Annotated in this window: 16 protein-coding genes; 5 read left to right on the top strand and 11 right to left on the bottom strand. The window is 73.5% G+C overall.

Features of this window, described 5'->3' with window-relative positions; all coding sequences use genetic code 11:
- The first annotated feature begins 68 nt into the window (after nt 1-68).
- Nucleotides 69-1652 carry an acyl-CoA mutase large subunit family protein gene (locus NUM_RS24735; RefSeq protein WP_207127320.1) on the top strand — a complete coding sequence of 528 codons (1584 nt, stop codon included), beginning with the start codon at nt 69-71 and terminating at the stop codon, nt 1650-1652.
- Between the two features lie 389 nt (nt 1653-2041).
- Nucleotides 2042-3289, top strand: coding sequence for an amidohydrolase (locus tag NUM_RS24730; protein WP_207127319.1), 1248 nt, complete (start codon nt 2042-2044; stop codon nt 3287-3289).
- 43 nt (nt 3290-3332) lie between these two features.
- On the opposite strand, the gene NUM_RS24725 is transcribed toward NUM_RS24730, so the two are convergent.
- The 4 genes from NUM_RS24725 to NUM_RS24710 form a co-directional block, all read right to left on the bottom strand.
- Entirely contained in the window at nt 3333-3689 is a 357-nt protein-coding gene (locus NUM_RS24725; protein WP_207127359.1) for a rhodanese-like domain-containing protein, read from the bottom strand.
- Between the two features lie 17 nt (nt 3690-3706).
- Nucleotides 3707-4150, bottom strand: a complete 444-nt coding sequence (locus tag NUM_RS24720; protein ID WP_207127318.1) for a cysteine dioxygenase — start codon at nt 4148-4150, stop codon at nt 3707-3709.
- 277 nt (nt 4151-4427) lie between these two features.
- Complete coding sequence (locus NUM_RS24715) at nt 4428-5723, bottom strand: FAD/NAD(P)-binding protein (protein ID WP_207127317.1); 1296 nt, start codon at nt 5721-5723, stop codon at nt 4428-4430.
- 84 nt (nt 5724-5807) lie between these two features.
- Complete coding sequence (locus NUM_RS24710) at nt 5808-6251, bottom strand: gamma-glutamylcyclotransferase family protein (RefSeq protein ID WP_207127316.1); 444 nt, start codon at nt 6249-6251, stop codon at nt 5808-5810.
- Nucleotides 6252-6427: 176 nt separating this feature from the next.
- On the opposite strand from NUM_RS24710, the gene NUM_RS24705 reads away from it, so the two are divergent.
- Nucleotides 6428-7819 (top strand): NAD(P)H-quinone dehydrogenase, encoded by a 1392-nt coding sequence (locus NUM_RS24705; protein WP_207127315.1) that lies wholly within the window; start codon nt 6428-6430, stop codon nt 7817-7819.
- A 292-nt stretch (nt 7820-8111) separates the two neighbouring features.
- Here NUM_RS24705 and NUM_RS24700 read toward each other — a convergent pair whose 3' ends face one another.
- The 4 genes from NUM_RS24700 to NUM_RS24685 all read right to left on the bottom strand — a co-directional run bounded on the left by NUM_RS24700 (nt 8112) and on the right by NUM_RS24685 (nt 14167).
- Entirely contained in the window at nt 8112-9953 is a 1842-nt protein-coding gene (locus NUM_RS24700) for a phospholipase C (protein WP_225918830.1), read from the bottom strand.
- 243 nt (nt 9954-10196) lie between these two features.
- Nucleotides 10197-11831 (bottom strand): hypothetical protein, encoded by a 1635-nt coding sequence (locus tag NUM_RS24695; protein ID WP_207127314.1) that lies wholly within the window; start codon nt 11829-11831, stop codon nt 10197-10199.
- Nucleotides 11832-11869: 38 nt separating this feature from the next.
- On the bottom strand, nt 11870-12385 hold the full coding sequence (locus tag NUM_RS24690; protein ID WP_207127313.1) for a 2'-5' RNA ligase family protein: 516 nt from the start codon (nt 12383-12385) through the stop codon (nt 11870-11872).
- Between the two features lie 21 nt (nt 12386-12406).
- Nucleotides 12407-14167: an acetyl/propionyl/methylcrotonyl-CoA carboxylase subunit alpha gene (locus NUM_RS24685; RefSeq protein WP_207127312.1), complete on the bottom strand. Its 1761-nt coding sequence runs from the start codon at nt 14165-14167 to the stop codon at nt 12407-12409.
- A 237-nt stretch (nt 14168-14404) separates the two neighbouring features.
- On the opposite strand from NUM_RS24685, the gene NUM_RS24680 reads away from it, so the two are divergent.
- Nucleotides 14405-15754: an acyltransferase family protein gene (locus tag NUM_RS24680; RefSeq protein ID WP_207127311.1), complete on the top strand. Its 1350-nt coding sequence runs from the start codon at nt 14405-14407 to the stop codon at nt 15752-15754.
- 69 nt (nt 15755-15823) lie between these two features.
- Here NUM_RS24680 and NUM_RS24675 read toward each other — a convergent pair whose 3' ends face one another.
- On the bottom strand, nt 15824-16129 hold the full coding sequence (locus NUM_RS24675) for a DUF4190 domain-containing protein (protein ID WP_207127310.1): 306 nt from the start codon (nt 16127-16129) through the stop codon (nt 15824-15826).
- A 443-nt stretch (nt 16130-16572) separates the two neighbouring features.
- Between NUM_RS24675 and NUM_RS24670 the strand changes: the two genes are divergently transcribed.
- The gene (locus NUM_RS24670; RefSeq protein WP_207127309.1) at nt 16573-17838 is read left to right on the top strand and encodes a phospholipase D-like domain-containing protein; all 1266 of its coding nucleotides are present in this window, start codon (nt 16573-16575) and stop codon (nt 17836-17838) included.
- A 54-nt stretch (nt 17839-17892) separates the two neighbouring features.
- Here the strand turns inward: NUM_RS24670 and NUM_RS24665 are convergent, their stop codons facing one another.
- Both NUM_RS24665 and NUM_RS24660 read right to left on the bottom strand, forming a co-directional pair.
- Nucleotides 17893-18714 carry a SigB/SigF/SigG family RNA polymerase sigma factor gene (locus tag NUM_RS24665; RefSeq protein WP_207127308.1) on the bottom strand — a complete coding sequence of 274 codons (822 nt, stop codon included), beginning with the start codon at nt 18712-18714 and terminating at the stop codon, nt 17893-17895.
- Nucleotides 18711-19118, bottom strand: coding sequence for an ATP-binding protein (locus NUM_RS24660; protein WP_203960098.1), 408 nt, complete (start codon nt 19116-19118; stop codon nt 18711-18713). The genes NUM_RS24665 and NUM_RS24660 overlap by 4 nt, the downstream gene beginning before the upstream one ends.
- Between the last annotated feature and the right edge of the window lie 34 nt (nt 19119-19152).

The following is a 19152-nucleotide window of genomic DNA, read 5'->3' as shown; positions in this document are numbered from 1 at the left end:
GCGTCGGTCGGCCCACACGGTACGTCGGGGTGGCGACAGTCCGACAGGTGGCGGCGCGAGGCGGGCCGATGACCGGGGCGTACCGGTCGGAGTCGGGCATCGAGCTGCCCACGGTGGCCGGCCCGGACGACGTGCGGCCGGGGCTGGACGCGCGGCTGGGTGCACCGGGTGAATATCCGTTCACTCGGGGCGTATATCCCACGATGTACACCTCCCGGCCGTGGACCATGCGCCAGTATGCCGGGTTCGGTACGGCGCGCGAATCCAACGCCCGCTACCACCAGCTGCTCGCCGCGGGCGGTCACGGCCTGTCCGTCGCGTTCGACCTGCCCACCCAGATGGGGTACGACTCGGACGAGCCGATCGCGCACGGCGAGGTCGGCAAGGTCGGCGTCGCGATCGACTCGATCGACGACATGCGCACCCTGTTCGACCGGATCCCGCTCGGCGAGGTCTCCACCTCGATGACGATCAACGCGCCGGCCGCGGTGCTGCTGCTGCTCTACCAGCTGGTCGCCGAGGAGCAAGGGGTGCCGGGGGCGAAGCTGACCGGCACGATCCAGAACGACGTGCTCAAGGAGTACATCGCCCGCGGCACGTACATCTTCCCGCCGCGGCCGTCGCTGCGGCTGGTGGCCGACACGTTCGGCTACTGCGCGAGCGAGCTGCCGCGCTGGAACACCATCTCGATCTCCGGCTACCACATGGCCGAGGCCGGCGCGACGCCCGCCCAGGAGATCGCGTTCACCCTGGCCAACGGCATCGAGTACGTGCAGACCGCGGTCGACGCGGGCCTCGCGGTGGACGACTTCGGGCCGCGGCTGAGCTTCTTCTTCGTGGCGCGCACCACCCTGCTGGAGGAGGTCGCGAAGTTCCGCGCGGCGCGCCGGATCTGGGCCCGGATCATGCGCGAGCGGTTCGGCGCCACCAACCCGAAGGCGCAGATGCTGCGGTTCCACACCCAGACCGCCGGGGTGCAGCTGACCGCCCAGCAGCCGGAGGTGAACCTGGTCCGGGTCGCCGTGCAGGGCCTCGGTGCGGTGCTCGGTGGCACCCAGTCGCTGCACACCAACTCGTACGACGAGGCGATCGCGCTGCCGACCGAGAAAGCGGCCCGGCTCGCGTTGCGCACCCAGCAGGTGCTGGCGTACGAGACCGACCTGACCGGCACCGTCGACCCGTTCGCCGGGTCGTACCTGGTGGAGGGGCTGACCGACGAGGTGGAGGACGCGGCGGTCGCGCTGATCGACAAGGTGTTCGAGCACGGTTCGGCGGTCGCGGCGATCGAGGCCGGCTTCCAGAAGCAGGAGATCGAGCTGTCCGCCTACCAGGTGGCGCAGCAGATCGAGTCCGGCGAGCGCACCGTGGTCGGCGTCAACCGGTTCACCAGCGACGGCGACGAGCCGTACGAGCCGTTGCGGGTCGACCCGACGATCGGCGCCGAGCAGGAGAAGCGGCTGGCCGCACTGCGCGCCGACCGGGACGACCCGGCGGTACGGGCGGCGCTCGCCGCGGTGCGCGCCGCCGCGGCCGGTACCGACAACGTGCTGCCGCCGCTGAAGGCGGCGCTCGCTGCCCGGGCCACGGTCGGTGAGGTCTGCCATGCGCTGCGCGATGTCTGGGGCACGTACCGCCCGGCCGAACGGTTCTGACGGACCGCCGCGTCACCCGCCGCACGGACGGGCGACCCCGCAGCGTCACCACCGGTACCGGTACGGCGTTGTAGCCGGTGGTGGCCGGGCGGGCGCGGCATCCCGACGGCGCCGGCTGGCCGGACCGTGCGGCCCGACCCGCGACCCGGGCCGGCCGCCGCGACCGGTGTCCGGCCCGGATTCGGGGATTTTCCCTGCAAACAGGCTCGGACGATGGGTGGGACGGTCGGTGTTCCGGTCGCTGAGGGGCGATCGGGCAGGTCTAGGATTCTCGCGTTCACCGGGGATCTCGACGCCGATCCGGCCGGTACCGCCGGGTCGCTGTCCGCACACCCGGTGCGAGTGCGTTCCGTAACTGTCCGTCGACCCGAGATCGAGACGATCCGACCGTGACTGCATCCACGCTCAGCGCCGACCTGCCCACCCCGTGCGAGTCGGGCGCCGACCCGCTGCCCGACCTGCTCGACGACTGGCTCGGCCGGCACCAGGCCGACCTCGTCGCGCTGCGCCGGCACCTGCACGCCCATCCGGAGCTGTCCGGGCACGAGCAGAACACGGCGGCGCACCTGGCCGGCGTGCTCACCGCGGCCGGGTTGACGCCGCGGCTGCTGCCGACCGGCAACGGGGTGCTCTGCGAGGTCGGCCCGGACGAGCCGGGCACGCCGCTGATCGCGCTGCGCGGCGACATCGACGCGCTGCCGATGGACGACGTCAAGGACGTGCCGTACCGGTCGACCGTGGCCGGCGCCTGCCACGCGTGCGGCCACGACGTGCACGCCACCGTGGTGGCCGGCGCCGGGCTGGCGCTGGCCGAACTGGCCGCGCGCGGCCAGCTGCCCGGCCGGGTTCGGCTGCTGCTGCAGCCGACCGAGGAGAAGTTCCCGTCCGGCGCGCCGCAGATGGTCGCCGCCGGCGGGCTGGCCGACGCCCGCGCGGTGTTCGCGTTCCACTGCGACCCGAAGCTGCCGACCGGGCTGGTCGGCGTCCGGTCCGGGCCGCTGACCGCGGCGGCCGACATGATGCGGATCCGGCTGTCCGGCGCCGGCGGCCACACCGCCCGGCCACACCTGACCGCCGACCTGGTGCACGCGCTGGCCAAGGTCGTCGTCGAGGTGCCGGCGCTGGTCTCCCGCCGGGCCGACCCGCGCTCGGGCATCTCGGTGGTGTTCGGCGCGGTACACGCCGGGCAGGCGGCGAACGCGATCCCGCGCGAGGGTACGGCCGAGGCGACGGTGCGGGTGCTCGACCGCGCGGCGTGGGGCGAGGCCCCGGCGCTGGTGGAGGAGCTGGTGCACGCCGCCGCGGCCGGTACCGGTACCCGGGTCGAGGTGGACTACAGCCGCGGCGTGCCGCCGGTGGTCAACGACCGTACGGCGGCGGCGGTGTTCGGTGCCGCGGCGGCCGCCGCGCTCGGCCCCGAGCACGTGGTGGAGGCGCCGATCAGCATGGGCGGCGAGGACTTCGCCTGGTACCTGGAGCACGTGCCGGGGGCGATGGCCCGGCTCGGCGTGGGCCGGCCCGGCGAGCAGCTCGACCTGCACCAGCCGAACTTCGACGTGGACGAGGCGGCGATCGGGCACGGCGTGCGGGTGCTGGTGCACACCGCCCTGGCCGCGCTGTCCGACCCGTCGCTGTGACCGGCCGCCCCGCGGCCGGAGCCGATCGCGGGGCGGTCGCGGTTCAGTCGACCGGCAGCCCGGCGGCGCGCCAGGCCCGGTAGCCGCCGATCACGTCGGTCGCCCGGTACAGGCCGAGTTCCTGCAGGCTAGCCGCGGCCAGCGACGAGGTGTACCCCTCCGAGCAGAGGATCACGACCGGCACGTCGGGCCCGGTGGCCTGCGGAAGCCGGGCCGGGCAGGTCGGATCGAACCGCCACTCCAGCACGTTGCGCTCGACCACCAGGGCGCCGGGGACGCCGCCCTCGGCCCGGCGTTGCGCGGCCGGCCGGATGTCCACCAGCAGCGCGCCGTCGAGGACCGCGCGGTGCGCCTGCGCCGGGGTGAGCCGGTGCAGCCGGCGTCGCGCGGTGGCGAGCATCGTGTCGATCGCGGCGGTCACCAGTCCACCCCGGCCTGGTCGGTGCGCAGCAGCCGCAGCTGCCCGTCCACGTAGTCGTACTGCGACATCGCGGTCAGTCCCGGCGCGTACACGTGCAGGGTCACGACCGGCTCGTGGCCGTCGTTGTGCACCCGGTGGATGTGGTGCGGCCCGAACGACCGCACCGCGCCGACGTCCCAGCGCACCGTGGTGAGCCCGGCCGGGGCGACGACGTCCTCGGCGACGGTGCCGCTCAGTACGGTGAACGCGCCGCTCGCGCCGCCGTGGTCGTGCAGGTCGGTGCCCTGCCCGGGCAGCCAGGTCAACAGCCATGCCTCGTGGTCGGCGGTGCCGTGCAGCCGGCGGTACCAGCGTTGCCGCGGGTCGAAGACGGGTGTGTGGTCGCCGGCCGCGTACCGGCGGGCCAGCTCGGCGGGATCGATCCCGGTGGTCGTGGTCATCGGGTACTCCTTGTCGTGGTTCGGGACCGCCGCGGGCGGCGGTGGGTGGCGCGGAACTCGGCGGCCGGCGCCGGTTCCGGTGCACGAGGTGCTCGCCGGAGGGGTGCCAGCCGGTCCAGCTCGCCCAGCGGGGCGGGCCGGCACCGGCGGGACGGGCGGTCCGGTGGTCGGCCCGCGAACCGCCGGTCGCCGGATCACCCCGCGGCCTGCCGGTCTCCCGGATCGGCCGCGGGCCACCCGTCTCCCGGATCGGCCGGCGGCCTGCCGGTCGCCGGGATCAGGCCACGGGTTGCCGGACGGCGGCGGTGGCGAGCGCGTCGGCGATGGCGTCGGCCTGGGCGCGGATCTCCGGGATCGCGGTCGTCTCCCACGAACCGCCGAGCCGCGGTGGGCCGAGGACGAACAGCGGCGACGACGGGGTGGTTCGCCCGGCCGGGTCGCAGCACAGGCCGACGCCGGTGTCGTCGAGCCGGGCGAGGCCGGCCGACCGGACCGATGCCGCGAGCGGATCGGTTCCGGTGGCCCACCGGCCCGGCCCGGTACAGTTCAGCAGCGCGCCGCAGGGCAGTTCCCGCCCGCGGTCGGTCACGGCGACGAGCCCGTCCCCGCTCGGCCCGAAGCGGTCCAGCCGCCCCGCCAGTACGGTCAGCGCACCGCTCTCGCGCAACCCGGTCACCGCCCTGGCCACCGGCGGCGCCATCCGGTGCCGGTGCACCTGCCAGTACCGGTCGACGTGTGCGATGAACCGGCGCCGCGCCGGCGGCGGCAGGGTGGCCCAGATCCGGTCGGCGTCGCACCGCAGCCCGTCCACGACGGCGCGCCAGTCGGCACCGGCGGCGATCGCCGCCCGTACCGCGGCGAGCAGGTCGGGCAGGCCGCGGGGCACGCGGTCGAGCCGTACCGGCGGGGCGGGTTCGGCCCGGTGCGCGGTGGGCAGCAGTCCGTGCCGGCTGATCGCGACGATCCGGGCGTCCGGGTGCCGCCGGTGGATCGCCAGTGCGGCGTCGACGGCGGTCAACCCGGTCCCGACCAGCAGTACCCGGTCGGCGGTGGCGGCCCGGTCCAGCGCGCCGGGCCGCCACGGGTCCAGGCTCGCCCGCGGGTGGTCCCAGGGGCCGGGCAGGGGCGGCGCCGGGGCGTCATGGCCGGTGGCGAGGACCGCGGCCCGGCCGGCGATCCGTCGGCCGTCGCCGAGCGTGATCTCGACCTGGTCGCCGGTGTGGCGCACGGCGACGGCGCGGCCGGGCACCAGGTCGTGGTAGCCCGTCGCGTCCAGCGTCGCCGCGAGGTAACGCCCGTACCGGCGGCGGGGCAGGAAGCCGGATGGGCCGATCGGGCGGCCGACGGCGCGGCACCAGTCGATCAGGCCGGTGGGCCGGGTGCTGTCCGCGCTCATCGTCGCGGCGCGCGAGTTCAGCAGGTGCAGGGGTTCGGTGGTGCGGTAGGCGAGGCCGGCTCCCGGTGTGGCTCCAGAGCCGATCAGCAGGACGGGACCGATGCCGCGGCGGGTCAGCGCGACGGTCGCCAGCGTCGCGCTGGCGCCGTCCCCGACGACCACCACCGGCAGAATCACCCGACCTCCAATTCCCTATCGATTCTATCTGAATAGTAGGTCTTAATCGCACGGGTGTCGCCGGGACCGATCCGTGAGCGGTCGTCAGAGTGAGGGGCGGGCGCGGATCGCCTTGACGTAGTCGTCCGGGGCACCGGCCTTGACCGCGGCGTCCGCGACGAGCTGCACGTGCAGCGCCGAGGGCAGCCCGCCCTCGTAGCCGTGCAGCACGTGCACCCGGGCGAGCTGGTCGCCCTCCAGCGTCTCGACCCGCAGGCGCAGCTTGCGGTAGAGGCCGCTCTCCAGGCCCTCCCACCGGTTCAGCGCGGGCTCGTCGAACTTGTGCAGGTCGTACAGCGCGACGAAGACCCGCTCGGCCGGGTCCTCGACGATGGTGGCGAGCGGGCCGTCGGTCCAGCCGAGCTCGGCGCCACCGAAGGTCAGCCGCCAGCCCTCCAACCAGCCGGTACCGACCAGCGGGGAGTGCGGGCAGCGCTCCCGCATCAGGGCGGGATCGAGGTTCGAGCCGTACGCGGCATACAGCGACACGGAAGGCAACACTAGTCGGGCACGCGCCCGTCCCGGGGCGACTGGCCGCACGATGATGCGTACGTCCCACTTTTCGGTACGCGGGCGGTACCCCGGCTGCGGCGGCGCGGCCGGAAGAGGAGGAGAATCCGCAGGCAGGAGCTACTCGAACGCGACGTCGCAGATCGGAGTCAGTGGTGGCACGCATCGTCATCGTCGGGGGCGGCCCGGCCGGGTACGAGGCGGCGCTCGTCGCCGCGCAGCTCGGCGCCGAGGTCACCCTGGTCGAACGGGACGGCTCGGGCGGCGCCTGCGTGCTGTACGACTGCGTGCCGAGCAAGACGTTCATCGCCTCCTCCGACGTGGTCACCACGTTCCGCGGCGCCGAGGCCCTCGGGGTGCGCGCCGGGCGGGCCACGGTGGACGCGGCGGCGGTGCACGGCCGGGTGAAGCGGCTGGCCGCGAAGCAGTCCGAGGACATCCACGACAAGGTGGCGAAGTCCGGCGTCGAGATCGTCACCGGGACCGCGCGGCTCGCCGAGGACACCCTCGGCCACACCCACCGGGTCCGGATCACCCCGGCAGACGGCGCCGAGTACCAGGTGGACGCGGACGTGGTGCTGCTCGCCACCGGCGCGACGCCGCGGGTGCTGCCGGACGCCCGCCCGGACGGCGAGCGGATCCTGACCTGGCGCCAGGTGTACGACCTGCCCGAGCTGCCGGAGAAGCTGATCGTGGTCGGCTCCGGCGTGACCGGCGCCGAGTTCGCCTCCGCGTACCTCGCGATGGGCGTCGACGTGACCCTGGTGTCCAGCCGCGACCGGGTACTGCCGAGCGAGGACACCGACGCGGCCACGGCGCTGGAGCAGGTGTTCGGCGACCGGGGCATGACCGTCCTGCACCGGTCCCGCGCGGCGAGCGTGCGGCGCGACGGCGACGGGGTACGGGTCGAGCTGACCGACGGCCGGGTGATCCACGGCTCGCACGCGCTGATGACGGTCGGTTCGGTGCCGAACACGGCCGGCCTGGGCCTGGAAGAGTACGGCGTGGCGCTGGGCCGTGGCGGCTTCGTCACCGTCGACCGGGTGTCGCGCACCAACGTGCCGGGCATCTACGCGGCCGGTGACTGCACCGGGCTGCTGATGCTCGCGTCGGTCGCCGGCATGCAGGGCCGGATCGCGATGTGGCACGCGCTGGGCGAGGCGGTGCAGCCGCTGCGGCTGTCCACCGTGTCGGCGAACGTGTTCACCGACCCGGAGATCGCCACCGTCGGCGCCTCCCAGGCGGCGGTCGATTCGGGCAAGGTACCGGCCCGCACGGTGATGCTGCCGCTGCGGACCAACCCGCGGGCGAAGATGCAGGGCATCCGGGACGGCTTCGTCAAGCTGTTCTGCCGCCCGGCGTCCGGGCTGGTGGTGGGCGGCGTCGTGGTGGCGCCGAAGGCGTCCGAGCTGATCCTGCCGATCGCGATGGCGATCGAGCACCACCTGTCGGTGCAGCAGCTCGCGCAGACCATCACGATCTACCCGTCGCTGTCCGGCTCGCTGGCCGAGGCGGCCCGCCAGCTGATGCAGCACGAGTTCGACTGAGTGCCGGCGTCTGTCGCCTATTGAAGCGGCCGGTGCGGGACGCGCCCGGACCGGTTACCGTCCGGGCAGGTCGCCCGACGACGGGGTGCGCGCCTTGATCGCTCCGGGTATGAATTGAGGGGCCGCCGAGTGCGGCGTTTGTCGATGTGTGGGCGGCGGTACGGGTCGTCGACGGATGGTTCTGGTCGAACGGGAGCGCTGATCATGTCCACACCGCCGGAGCCCAGGTCGGACGAGCCGACCGTGCTGCACGGGCCGACCCTCGGGAAGGAGTGGGACACCCTCGACCCGATCAACGGGTACAACGTGGTGCGGGTGACCGCCCACAACGCCGAGAAGCTCGGCTATCCGCGCTCGACGGTGCCCGGGTTGAAGGTGCGCTACCTGAGGCAGCACCTGGCCGACGTGGGCAGCCTGCGCGAGGCGACCGAGGTGATCGCCGAGCGGCTGGCCCGGCACCTGGTGCTGGTCGAGGAGCCCCAGCCGTACGCGGACATGTGGGAGACGGCGCTGCTCGAACCGCTCGCCGCCGTCCGGCACTGAGCGCCCCGACCGGCACCGAACGCCCCGGCCGGCACTGAGCGCCCCGACCGGCACTGCGCGCCTCGGCCGGCATCGAGCGACTCCGACCGGCACCGAGCCATCGTGGCCGGCACCGAAGCCGGCGCGGTGCGGCGCCGGCCGGGCGGCGACGGTCAGTGTCGGGGCGGATCTGGCGGCGCCGGCCGGGCTCCTGCCGCGGTGGGTGCTGGTCGGCGCCGGGCAGGGTCGGCTTCGGCAGGTGCGCCACCTCCCACTCGGCCCGGGCCAGCTCGTCCTTGGTGTCCGGCAGCCGCGGCGGCCGCCGGGCACCCTCGCGGAACGGGAACGCCGAGGTGAAGTCGCCGAACGTGGCGCGCCGCCAGGCCGAGATGTTCGGCTCGGCGACGCCGGTGACGTGCTCCAGGAAGCGCAGGCACGAGGTGTGGTCGAACGGGTCGGTGGCGACCCAGCCGCCGACCGTCCACGGTGACACGATGATCGCCGGTACCCGGAAGCCGCCACCGACCGGCAGCCCACCGACGAACTCCCCCGCGGTACCGGCGGGTGGGGTCGGCGGCGGTACGTGGTCGAACAGGCCGTCGTTCTCGTCGTAGTTGATGATCACCACGGTGCTGCGCCACAGGTCCCGGTTGCTCGCGATCGCGGCGAGCTTGCTCGCCACCCAGTCCGCGCCGGCGGCCGGCAGGTAGTCGGGGTGTTCGGACTGCGTCGAGGTGGGGATCAGCCAGGACACGGTCGGCAGTGCACCGGCGCGGGCGGCCGCCTCGAACGCGCCCTCCGGTCCCTTGCGGACACCTCGGTCGTACAGCGGATCGCCGGGCTCGGCGGCGCGGAAGGCGGCGAAGTTCTCCAGCATGTTGCAGCCGTAGTTGTCCTCCTGCTGGTACACTTGCCAGCTGACGCCGGCGGCCTGCAACCGTTCCGCGTACGTGGTCCAGGTGTACCCGCCGGCGGGCGCCTTGTTGCTGATGATCGGGCCGCCGCCGGTACCGCCGGCGTTGACGGTGCCGGTCATCCACATCATCCGGTTCGGCCAGGTGGGCCCGAGAACCGAGCTGAAGTAGTTGTCGCACAAGGTGAACGACTCGGCCAGGGCGAACTGGAACGGGATGTCCGCCCGGGTGTGGTAGCCCATCACGTACGGGGCGTTCGCGGGCTCGACCGCCCGGTGTGCGGGCAGCCAGTTGTCCATCTTCCCGCCGTGCCAGGCGTCGTGCTGGACCGACCAGGCGTGGCTGGTGGACGGGATGGCCTGCGCGCTGGTGGTGCGCGTGTCCAGGTGGAACGGCAGCAGGTAGCCGTCCGGGTTCGCCGGATCCGGTTGGTGGAACACCGAACGCCCGGTGGACAGGGTGAGCGCGTCCGGGTCGTTGAGTCCGCGCACGCCGCGCAGCGTGCCGAAGTAGTGGTCGAAGGACCGGTTCTCCTGCATGATCAGCACGACGTGCTCGACGTCGCGCAGCGACGAGCCCGCTGGGGTGGGCTCGGCGATCGCCTGCTGGACCTCGATCGGGAGCAGGGTGGCGGCTGCGGCGCCACCGGCGACCCCGGCGGCGGTTCCGAGCAGGCGGCGACGACTGAGAGGGGACATCTCGCCTCTTTCGGTGAAATGAGGGGACACCGAAAGAGTCGGCGATGGCTGGCAAACAGCTCAAAGCCGGCGCGATGAACAATGGGCGACGGGTGCGCGGCGCGCCGTAGTCCGTCCATGGTGGACAGACCGCGCCGCGCGGTCGGCGGGTGGCGGCGGGCTGGGCGAGTGCGGCGCGGTCAGCGGCGGGCTGGGCGAGTCTGGCGGGCGCGGTCAGCGGCGGGCTGGGCGAGCGGGGCGCGGTCAGCGGGTGGCGGCGGGCTGGGCGAGCGCCTCGGACAGGTCGGCCCGGGCCCGGTCCAGCAGCGCCCGGTCGCGGTTGTCCTGCTCCACCGTCTGCCGCAGCGTCTCCACCTGGCTCTGGATCGACCGTTCCAGCGCGTCCCGGTCCATCTCGGCGTACCGCTTCGCTTCGGCGTTGCTGCGCCAGCCGGAGACTGCGACCCCGACGCCGACGACGAGCGCCAGGACGCCGAGCACGATCACCAACGTGTTGCTGGCGACGGCACCGAGCACGCCGGCGACCAGACCGACCGCGCCGACCACCAGGCCGGCGATCAGCCGGGTCGACGAGGTCTGGTGCGACGCGTCGGACTCGGTACGCAGCTGATCGAGCACGGTGGCGTCGGCGCCGGACGCGGTGACCGTGACCTCCCGGCCCCGGATCCGGGCGGTACGGGCCCGCGGCGGCGCGGAGACGCCGGCGACCAGGGTGTCCGCGGCGTGGGTGAGCCAGGGCAGCGCGGCGCGTACCGCGGGGGCCCGCAGCGGGCCGGCGTCGGAGCCGAAGATGTCGTGCCGGACCAGCTCGTCGACCGAGCCGACCGGCTCGTCCCACGGCTCGAACTCGGGTCGCGGCAGCCCGGACTCCACCAGCGAGCGCAGCTTCTCGGCCCGGCGCAGCAGCGGCCGCTCCGGTTCGTGCCCCTCGTCGACGAGCGCGGCGAGGATCTCGCGCAGCGGTTCGGCCGGGTCCGCCGTCTCGGCCGGTTCGTCCGCCGCCGGCGCGCACCGCTTGGCCAGTCCGGCGAGCGCGCCCGCCACCGACCCGGCGGAGTTGCCGGAGCCGCCGATCGCGGTGAGCCAGGCCGGCAGCCGGTCCGGCCGTGCCGCCTCGCCGGTGGAGTCCGGCCGTGTTGCTCCGCCGGTGGAGTCCGGCCGTGTTGCTCCGCCGGTGGAGCCCGCCGAGTCGTCACCGCTGCGTGGCTCGGGCACCACCGGTGCGGGGTCGGCGTCCGGCCGGCCGAGCGCGCTGACCAGGGCGCTGACCAGCAGCGCGGTACCGGGTGCGCCGAACGCGCCGGCCGCGGTGGCGCGCCACATCGCCCGCGCCGACCGGGTCACCGGTGCGCCCGGCGCCGGCAGCAGCGCGGCGAGCTGCACCGCGCTGAGGTCGACCGGGCCGGCCAGCCGCAGCGCCGCGGTCAGGAAGTAGCGGGTACGCGGGCCGTCCAGCTCGGTGGCCTGCTCGATGTGCCGGGCGGCGGTCGCGTCGTCGTCGGTCAGCTGCGCGTACAGCGCGTGGGTCGCCGGCACCAGCCAGTACCCGGGCACCTCCGGCAGGTCCGGCGGCACCACGGTGCTGCCCGCCGACAGCTGGCCGATCAGCTCGCGCACCGCGTGCCGCACCACCGCCGGCTTGCTGTACACCATCAGCTCGGCGCGGATGTCGGACAGCTCCACGAAGGCGTCGAACGCGGCGGCGATCCGGTCGACCTTCGCCGACAGGCTGCCCTCGATCGCCGACAGCCGGCTGCGCAGCCGGGACGACTGCGCGTACGCGCCGGAGATGGCGGCATCCAGGTCCTCGATCTGCTGCCGCTGCCGGCGGTCGTACCAGTCGCCGTCACCGAGCCACCAGGCCACGTCCTCGTTCATGCTCGCCCTTCCTGCGCACGGCGACCAGGTGGTGCCGGTCAGCCGATCGGTCGGTACAACCCGCGGGAGTGGTCGGCGACCGCCGCGGAACGCAACGACGCGGTGATCGGCAACGCATCGAGGCACAGCCCGACCGCCCGCGCCAGGTCGGCCCACGGTACCTGTTGGGACACGGTGCAGTGGGGGACCCACGCACCCGGCCGGTACACCGCGTCGACCTCGATGCCGGCCTCGGCCAGCCGCCGGTGTACCGCATCGTGCCTGGCCAGCAGCCCGGCGTGGGGTACCGGACCGAGCCACAGCACCCGGCCGGGGAACTGGCCGACCGAGCTGAACTCGACCTCGACACCCTCCGGTGGCAGCAGGCCGGACACCGCGTCCGCCACCTGCTGCGGGTCGAACCGGCGGGCCACCGCGAACGACAGGTGCGGCCGGTGCAGCCGGTGCGTGTGCTCCCGCAGGCTCGGGATCCCGGCCTGCTCGAACGCATCCCACAGCCGGCGTAGCCGGGCCTGGGCGGCGCCGTCGAAGTACACCTCGATCGCGGCGACCATGCGAAGCCTCGGCGTCCGGGCTCAGTCGGTGATGTCGCAGATCGCGGCGCCGGCGGTGAGGGTGGCGCCGACCGTAGCGGACAGCCCGGTGACGGTACCGGCGCGGTGCGCGGTGATCGGCTGCTCCATCTTCATCGCCTCCAGCACCAGCACCAGGTCGCCCTCGGCGACCAGGTCGCCGTCGGCCACCGCGACCTTGACCACGGTGCCCTGCATCGGGCTGGCCAGGGTGGCGCCGGCCGGGGCGGCGTGCTGGGCGGCCGCCCGCCGCTTCGGCGCGGACCGCCGGGCGGCGGCCGGCGCGGCCGATGCGGTACCGAGGCCCTCCGGCAGCGTCACCTCCAGCCGCTTCCCGGCAACCTCCACCACGACGGTCTGGCGCGGCTCGGCTTCGGCCGGTGCGGCCGGCTGCACGTACGGCGGGACGGTGTTGTGCCACTCGGTCTCGATCCAGCGGGTGTGCACGCCGAACGGCTCGGCCGCGTCGGCCGGCGCGAACGCCGGGTCGCGGACCACCGCGCGGTGGAACGGCAGCGCCGTCGCCATCCCGTCCACCTGCAGCTCGTCCAGGGCGCGAGCGGCGCGCTGCAACGCCTGCTGCCGGGTCTCCCCGACGACGATCAGCTTGGCCAGCAGCGAATCGAAGTTGCCGCCGACCACCGAACCGGTCTCCACCCCGGAGTCCAGCCGCACCCCGGGGCCGGCCGGCGCGACGAACCGGGTGACCGTACCGGGGGCCGGCAGGAAGTTGCGGCCCGGGTCCTCGCCGTTGATCCGGAACTCGAACGCGTGCCCGCGCGGCGTCGGATCCTCGGTGATGCGCAGCCGCTCACCGTCCGCGATCCGGAACTGCTCGCGGACCAGGTCGATGCCGGCGGTCTCCTCGGTGACCGGATGCTCGACCTGCAGCCGGGTGTTGACCTCCAGGAACGAGATCATCCCGTCCGCGCCGACCAGGAACTCGACCGTACCGGCGCCGTGGTAGCCGGCCTCCGCGCAGATCGCCTTGGCGGCGGAGTGGATGGTGGCGCGCTGCTCGTCGGACAGGAACGGCGCCGGCGCCTCCTCCACCAGCTTCTGGTACCGACGCTGCAGCGAGCAGTCGCGGGTGCCGACCACGATCACCGTGCCGTACGTGTCGGCCAGTACCTGCGCCTCCACGTGCCGCGGCCGGTCCAGGTACCGCTCCACGAAGCACTCGCCGCGGCCGAACGCCGCCTGCGCCTCGCGCACCGCACTCGCGTACAGCTCGGGGATGTCGTCGAGGTCGCGGGCCACCTTGAGGCCGCGGCCACCGCCGCCGAACGCCGCCTTGATCGCCACCGGCAGCCCGTACTGCTCGGCGAACGCGACGACCTCGTCCGGCCCGGACACCGGGTCCGGGGTACCGGGGGTCATCGGGGCGCCGGCGCGGGCGGCGAGGTGCCGGGCGGTCACCTTGTCGCCGAGGTCGCGGATCGCCTGCGGGCTGGGCCCGATCCAGGTCAGCCCGGCGTCCAGCACCGCCTGCGCGAAGTCGCCGTTCTCGGACAGGAAGCCGTACCCGGGGTGCACCGCGTCGGCGCCGGCCCGGGCGGCGACGTCGATCAGTGTGCCGATGTTCAGGTACGTCTCGGCGGCGGTGACGCCGCCCAGCGCGTACGCCTCGTCGGCCAGCCGGGCGTGCGGCGCGTCGCGGTCCTCGTCCGCGTACACCGCGACGCTGGTCAGACCGGCGTCCCGGCAGGCCCGTACCACCCGCACCGCGATCTCGCCCCGATTGGCGATCAGCACCTTCCGCACCCGGGCTCCTCCCACGTCGTCGCCTGTCACCGGGAGTCTATGACCCGGCGTCGGCCGGTCCGGGCGGGCCGAGCGGCGGCGCCGCCGGACCGCGCCACCCGGACGTTCCGGGGGTATACCCCACCGCGCCTGCGGTGGTTGTCCGCGCCGGATGCTACCGGTCGCCGGATTGGGCACCGGTCGTCCGGACGGAAGCCTGGAGTCAGCGAACCACCCCCGACTCCAAAGAGGCTGACGATGGCACTGCTGACGCCACTACCAGCGAAAACGCCGGATCATGGCGCCGGAGTGCCCGCCGCCGGGCGGGACCGGTTCGTCGACGCGGTCCGCGCGTTCGGCACCGTGGTGGTGATGCTGCTGCACTGGCTGATCCCGGTCGTCGCCTGGGACGGGCACGGGCTCGCCATCGGCAACGCGCTGTCGTCCGGGCAGGGCTGGCTCGTCACCTGGCCGCTGCAGGTGATGCCGCTGATGTTCTTCGCCGCCGGCGCCGCGGCCTGGTGGTCCCGCTCCCCAGCGGGACCGGTACGGTTCCTGCGCCGGCGGCTGGGCCGGCTGCTGCCGCCGGTCGTCGCGTTCGTGCTGGCCTGGGCGGTGGTGCTGGCACCCGCCGCGCTCGCCCTGGGGGTACCGGCGGCCGCGGTGGCGCGCGGTGCGTCGATCGCGCCGCAACTGCTCTGGTTCGTCGCGGTCTACCTGCTGCTGTCGCTGGTCACGCCGTGGCTGCTGCGCGCCTTCCACCGGTACGGCCTCGGCCTGATCCTGCCGTTCGCCGGCGCGGCGGTGGCGATCGACGGGGCGCGGTTCCTGCTCGGCGGCCCGTCCTGGCTCGGGTACCTCAACGTGCTGTTCGTCTGGGTGGTGCCCTACCTGCTCGGGTTCGGCTACGCCGACGGCCGGTTCCGCGGGGTGTCCCGCCGTGCCCTGGTGGCGGTCGCCGCCGCGTCGGTGCTGGTGCTCGCGCTGCTCGTCGCCGCCGGCCCGTACCCGGCGAGCATGGTCGGGCTGCCCGGCGACACCATGTCGAACATGAACCCGCCGACGATCTGCCTGCTGCTCGTCACCGGGTTCCAGCTTCCGCTCGCGTTGCTGGTGCGCGGACCGGTGCTGCGGGCGCTGGCGTACCGGCCGGTCGGCCGCGCGGTGGCGTTCGTCCAGGCCCGCAGCATGACGCTCTACCTGTGGCACCTGACCGCGATGTTCGTGCTGATCGGCGCCGTCCTGTTCGGCCTGCACCGGCAGCTGCCCGAGGCCTGGTCCGCGGACTGGTGGGCGACCCGGCCGCTCTGGTACGGGGTGCTGATCGCGCTCACCGCCGTGCTGGTCCGGGTGTTCGGCCGGGTCGAGCTGCGCGCGCCGCGGGTGCCGCGGTCGGGCCGGGCGATCGCCGGGTACGCCGGGATCGGGTGCCTGCTCGCCGCGCTGCTGCTGGTCATCACGACCGGCACGATGATCACCGACCCGTTCGGCCCGCAGACCGTCGCGTTGCTGCTCGGTGCCCTCGGCGGCACGCTGCTCGTCCTGTCGCGCCGGCCGGCCGGCGCGACCTCCGCCGCCCGGGGCCCCGGCCGCACCCTCCAGCACTGACCGCGGCACCGCCGGCGGCGTGGCGACAACGCCGGGAACCCTTGCCGGGCAAGGGTTCCCGGCTTGCGGTCAGTTGCCGAACAGGAAGGACAGACCGGTCAGGACCAGCGCGCCGCCGTTGATGACGGTGCCGATCACGATGCCGGTGATCGCGAGCGGGCGACCGCGTCCGCCGTCCTGCTTGATCTGCCGCAGCGCGGGCACGCCCGCGACGATGCCGAACAGCGACAGGCAGCCGGTCAGCGCGAACACCAGGCTAACGATCGCCATCGGGTTCATCTTGTCGTTCGCCGGCCGGGCCGGCGCCCCGTAGGTCTGCTCGCCCTGCCCGGGGTCACCGGTACCGGACGAGACGGGCTGTGGGGGATAGGTCATGGAAGAGCGCACCTCGGGTTGTCGTGACAGGGAAACTCGCGCAGCGTAGAACGCACGAACCAGCACGAATCGCAACCAACCAGCCCCACAGAGTGGATCTTGGTTCGGACTCACTCGCGTCCCTCCAGACGAGCCGTGTGCTCAGCGACCCTGAGATCGACATGCTGGCGCACGCCGACGAGGCCTGATCGAGTCGGCACCGACGGCCCGGCGGCGCGTGTCACGGTCGCCGGGCCGCACCGTGTCGTTGGCCGATCCGGTTGTGGCGCAAGGTAACTGCGGCCGGGCCGGCGAAACGACGCGTGCTCTGCGGTCGCGGCGGTCGTGGGTGCTGGTGGGCGCCGTCTCCCGCCGTGGTCGCCAATGCGGTGAAGCGTGGCTGGTTGGGGGTTTGTCCGATAAGCTGCCTACTCCGGGAATTTCCTTCGGACCCTGGAGCGATCATGAAACTTCCTGTTCGCTTGCTCTCGGTGGCCGCCACGGCGGTGTGTCTCGTCGCGGGCATGCTGGCCGGCAGCCCGCCCGCGGCGGCCGCGACCCTCACCACCCAGGCGATCTTCAACGATCCGGGTGGGAGCGCGTCCGCCCAGTCGGCGATCGTCGACAAGGTCGTCGAGCTGATCGACGCGGCGCCGGCCGGGTCCCGGGTTCGGATGTCGATGTTCTACGCCGACGACGTCAGGATCCCGAACGCGTTGATCGCCGCGCACCAGCGCGGGGTGAACGTGCAGGTGATCTTCTCGTACAAGGAGACCGGCGAGACGTTGTGGTCGAGCCTGACCGGTGCGCTGGGCACGGACAAGTCGAAGGCGTCGTACGCGATCACCTGCCCGCAGAACCGCGGGTGCGTCGGCAACCGGCAGTTGTCCAGCGTCTACTCGATCAACCACAACAAGTTCTTCCTCTTCTCCTCGACCGAGGGCGCGAGCGACGTGGTGGTGCAGTCGTCGGCGAACCTGCACAACGGCCGGGACGGTACGAAGGGCTGGAACAACGCGCTGATCCTCACCGGCAAGCCGGACATCTACGACGCCTACTCCGGCTACTTCGACGATCTGGCGAGGATGACCACGAACAACAACTACTACGACACCGGCCGGCCGCCGGTGACCTCCGGCAACGCGAAGATCCACTTCTTCCCGCGGCAGGAGTCCAGCGGCGCCAACGTCTACCGTGACCCGACCGAGGACACCATCGAGACGGTCCTGGACCACATCTCGTGCTTCGGCAACACCAAGGTCGGTACGGCCGACAACCACCGCACCGTCATCCGGGTCAACACGCACATCTTCAGCCGGCCGTACCTGGCCACCAAGCTGGCCGAGTTGGACGCCGCCGGCTGCTACGTCGAGGTGGTCGAGAACTTCGCCGCCGGCGACACCGGCCTCGCCCACGAGTCGCTGTCCGACCTGCTGAAGAAGACCTCCAGCGCCTACAACGGCGTGGTGGTCGGCTACTTCTGCAGTACCGACTCGGTGTGGACGCACTCGAAGTACCTGGCCGTCGACGGCAAGTACTACGGCGTACCGGACCGGCGGCTCGTCTGGACCGGTAGCGCCAACCTGTCCACCAACTCGCTGCGGCAGTCCGACGAGACGATCCTGCAACTGGAGGACCCGACGATCGCCGAGGCGTACCGGGCGAACTTCCACGACGTCCTCACCGCCGCCACCCACCACCCCGCCAACGGCGGCTCCATCACCTGCTGATCCTGCCACGTCGGCGGTCCCGGCCCGCTCCGGTACCGCCGACGCCGGCCCGGGCTAGTCGGCGAGGGCGGTGCGGAGGGTGGTGAGGGTGCGGGTGAGCAGGCGGGAGACCTGGACCTGGGAGATGCCCAGTTCGGCGGCGATCTCGGACTGGGTGCGGTGGGCGAAGAAGCGCAGCACGATGATGCGCTTGTCGCGCGGTGGCAGCCGGTCGAGCAGCGGACGCAGCGCTGCCCGGTTCTCCACCCCGGCGAGGGCTTCGGCACTGTCCAGCGCGGCGGTGTCGGCGCCGGAGTCGCTGCCGTCCAACGGGATCGTGGTACTGGCCTGCGCGACCTCCAGCGCCTCCAGCACCTCCTCGTCGGTCAGGTCGGTGACCTCGCCGAGTTCGTGCACCGTGGGGGAGCGGCCGAGCCGCTGGTAGAGCCGGACGGACGCGGCGGACACGGCGGCGTGCCGTTCCTGCAGCCGGCGCGGTACCCGGACCGTACCGGCCCGGTCGCGCAGGTGGTGTTTGAGCTCGCCGACGATCGTCGGCGTCGCGTAGGTGGTGAACTCGGCGCCGCACTGCGGGTCGAACCGGTCGATCGCGTGCAGCAGCCCGACCATGCCGACCTGGACCAGATCGTCCAGGTCCTCGCCCCGGTCGCGGAACCGCCAGGCCAGTGCGCGGACCAGGGACCGGTGCCGCCGGCACAGCTCGGCCCGCAGGGTCGACCACTCCGGCTCGCCGGGGCGGCTGCGGGCCAGCCGGGCCAGCAGTTCGGCGGTGGGCGCCTGCTCCGCGTACGCCGGGGACGGCCGCGGGATCACTCGTGCCGGGGTCCGGGTCGGTGCGGTGCGGGTGGACGGCGGGCGGCGGGGCGCGGCGCTCACCGCGAACCGTCCCGCTTCTTGGTCAGCCAGATCGTGGCCCGCCCGCCGGACACGTCGGAGCGGACGCTGCCGGCGAGCGCCGCGAGCACCATCCAGGCGAACGTCTCGGTACCGGGCAGCCGCTGCCCGTTGCTCGGCACGCTGACCGCCGCGGTGAGCGTCTGCTCCGCCACCTCGAACCGGCAGGTCAGCTCGGCCTCGGCGGGAGCGGCGGCGAGCAGCATGGCGCACGCCTCGTCCACCGCGATGCGCAGGTCCTCGATCTCGTCGAGGGTGAAGTGCAGCCGCGCGGCCAGCCCGGCGGTGGCGGTACGCAGCACCGACAGGTACGCGCCGTCCGCCGGCACGGTGAGGACGACCAGATCCTCGTCGTCCACGTCGGGTTCGGGGAGCGCCTGCGTCACGTCTGCACTCTAGAGGCTCAGCGGTGCGTTCGCC

The organism is Actinocatenispora comari, assembly GCF_017312725.1.
Taxonomy (GTDB): domain Bacteria; phylum Actinomycetota; class Actinomycetes; order Mycobacteriales; family Micromonosporaceae; genus Actinocatenispora; species Actinocatenispora comari.
This window is presented reverse-complemented; position numbering and strand designations above follow the sequence as displayed.

What these genes read in the sequence shown, in the direction of transcription:
- NUM_RS24725 (WP_207127359.1), bottom strand. Translation starts at nt 3,689, where the DNA reads ATGCTCGCCACCGCGCGACGCCGGCTGCACCGGCTCACCCCGGCGCAG.
- NUM_RS24700 (WP_225918830.1), bottom strand. Translation starts at nt 9,953, where the DNA reads ATGTCCCCTCTCAGTCGTCGCCGCCTGCTCGGAACCGCCGCCGGGGTC.
- NUM_RS24670 (WP_207127309.1), top strand. Translation starts at nt 16,573, where the DNA reads ATGAAACTTCCTGTTCGCTTGCTCTCGGTGGCCGCCACGGCGGTGTGT.
- NUM_RS24675 (WP_207127310.1), bottom strand. Translation starts at nt 16,129, where the DNA reads ATGACCTATCCCCCACAGCCCGTCTCGTCCGGTACCGGTGACCCCGGG.
- NUM_RS24720 (WP_207127318.1), bottom strand. Translation starts at nt 4,150, where the DNA reads ATGACCACGACCACCGGGATCGATCCCGCCGAGCTGGCCCGCCGGTAC.
- NUM_RS24680 (WP_207127311.1), top strand. Translation starts at nt 14,405, where the DNA reads ATGGCACTGCTGACGCCACTACCAGCGAAAACGCCGGATCATGGCGCC.
- NUM_RS24695 (WP_207127314.1), bottom strand. Translation starts at nt 11,831, where the DNA reads ATGAACGAGGACGTGGCCTGGTGGCTCGGTGACGGCGACTGGTACGAC.
- NUM_RS24735 (WP_207127320.1), top strand. Translation starts at nt 69, where the DNA reads ATGACCGGGGCGTACCGGTCGGAGTCGGGCATCGAGCTGCCCACGGTG.
- NUM_RS24690 (WP_207127313.1), bottom strand. Translation starts at nt 12,385, where the DNA reads ATGGTCGCCGCGATCGAGGTGTACTTCGACGGCGCCGCCCAGGCCCGG.